Source organism: Halorubrum sp. Ea8 (assembly GCF_002252925.1).
Lineage (GTDB): Archaea > Halobacteriota > Halobacteria > Halobacteriales > Haloferacaceae > Halorubrum.
In genome coordinates, this window is record NZ_NHPF01000023.1 from 3,950 (window position 1) to 6,057 (window position 2,108).

Here is a 2,108-nt window from a genome sequence, read left to right on the forward strand (position 1 = left end):
GGTGACGGACGGACTGGTGACGGACGGACTGGCGATCAGTCGAACCGCTGTTGAACGATCTCGAGCGCCTCCTCCCTGTCGGCCCAGTCGACGAACACCGCGACCGACGTCGCGCTCGTGATCAAGTCGATGATGTTGATCCCGTCTTTGGCCAGCGGGGCGATGATCTCTTGGATGACGCCGGGCTGGTTCGGGAGCTCGCCGCCGGTCACGCGGATGACGGCGATGGGGTCGGCGACGGTCACCGACGAGAGCGCCTCGTCGTCGACGACGGCCTCGTGGAGGAGGGCCTCGGCAGTCTCCGCGATGTCGACGTCGACGTAGAACGTGACCGAGTCCATGCCGGAGGCGACCGCGTCGATGTTGATCTCCTCCTTGCGGAGGGAGTTCGCGAGCTGCGAGAGGATGCCGGACCGGTTGCGGATCGCGCGCCCGGCGATGGTGAGACACGCGAGCGGCTCCTCGCGCATGTCGATCAGGCTCTCGAACTGCCCCTCGATCCGAGTGCCGCCCCTGAGGAGGTCGCCGTGCTGGTAGTGGACGACGCGGACCGACAGGTCCTCGTCCTTGTACGAGAGCGCCGACGGCGCGACGACCTCCGCGCCACGGAACGAGAGGTTCCGCAGCTCGTCGACCGTGATTCGACCTACGTTCCGGGCGCCCTCGACGACCCGTGGGTCGCCGGTCATGACCCCTTCGACGTCGGTGACGATCACGACCTCGTCGGCGTCCATGTAGTTGCCGAGCATCACCGCGGTCGTGTCGGACCCGCCTCGACCGAGCGTCGTGACGTTGCCGTCGTGGTCCTCCGCCAGGAAGCCGGTGATGATCGGGACGACGCCGTCGAGCCGCTCCGCGATGGCGTGCGCGCGCTTCTTGGTCTCCTCGATGTCGACCTCACCGAGCTCGTTCGTGATCACCGGCCAGTCGGGGTGGCCCGGCTCGAGGAAGACGGCGTCGATGTCGCGGACCGACAGCGCCGCCTTGAGCATCCTGACGCTGGTTCGCTCGCCCATCGAGACGATCTCGGCGCGGTCGGCGTCGTCCGTCTCGAACGTGATGTCTTCGAGGAGGTCGTCGGTGGTCGATCCCATCGCGCTCGCGACGACGGCGATCTCGTGACCGGCCTCGACCGCGTTCGCGACGGAGTCGGCCGCCCGATCGATGCGGTCCCCGCTACCGAGGCTCGTACCGCCGAACTTAGCAACTACGCGCATACGCACACCCCGTCGGGAGAACTCCGAGCGGTGTCGTCGCGTCGGATCGAACGAGAACGCAAGTCAGTGCCGCCGCATCGGATCGGACGAAAGACGGCTCGAGACCCCGAAGTGAAAGCGTGATCAGTAGACATGAGCGCCCGTAGCGGAGGAAGCCGCATAACTGTGTTCACTTCGACAATGGTCGCCCGAACGTGCAGTTCGCGGGAGCGACGACTTTCGGTGGAGTACGGTCAGTAGCGCTCTCGTCGGAACTCCGTCGGCGTCACTCGTCCTGAATGCCCCACGCGTCGGGCATCTCGATGACGTATCTGCCGTCCTCCTGTAGCGAGATGATGTACTCCTGCCGGTCGTACAGCTCCATCAGATTGAGTTCGTACTTTCCGGGGCTCACGATCCGAATGCTCTCGAACTGCTCGTTGAGTTCGTCCCGGAGCTCGCCGATGTCGGGACGAGGCCCGTCGGAGTCGGTTGAGTCTCTGGTGTCCGCGCCCGATTCCGAGTCGACTGGGTGGCTCGCTCGGTCGAGTTCGTCGGGCGAGACAACGTCGGAGCGGGCGCTCGCCTGCGCAACGTCCTCTTCGCTGCGCTCGCGGACGTGTTCGGTCCCGGTCGTCGAGTCGGTTGGGTCGGCCGGGTCGGCCGGGTCGGCGTCGGGAGCCGTGGGGTCAGTGTCGGCAGCGGAAGACGCGTCGGCAGCGGAAGACGCGTCTGCGGGGGTCGAGCCGGTGGTGTCGCCGACGCCGTCGGGATCGGTCGAATCGAGGTCGCCGCTCCGGGGAGATCGATCGTCCGTTGTTGTCGCGTCCTCCGCCGTCACCGCGTCTTCCCCCGTCGGGGGTTCGCCAGTCGTCGCGCGTTCGTCAGTCGCCGGGGGTTCGTCAGTCGTCG

Annotated in this window: 2 protein-coding genes; both read right to left on the bottom strand. The window is 66.8% G+C overall.

What is annotated here, in order from left to right; genetic code table 11:
- Positions 1 to 35: 35 nt before the first annotated feature.
- On the bottom strand, positions 36 to 1,217 hold the full coding sequence (locus DJ74_RS01380) for an aspartate kinase (protein WP_094524764.1): 1,182 nt from the start codon (positions 1,215 to 1,217) through the stop codon (positions 36 to 38).
- A 265-nt stretch (positions 1,218 to 1,482) separates the two neighbouring features.
- A partial coding sequence (locus DJ74_RS19510) for a Zn-ribbon domain-containing protein (protein ID WP_254922117.1) occupies positions 1,483 to 2,108 on the bottom strand: 626 nt, incomplete at its 5' end.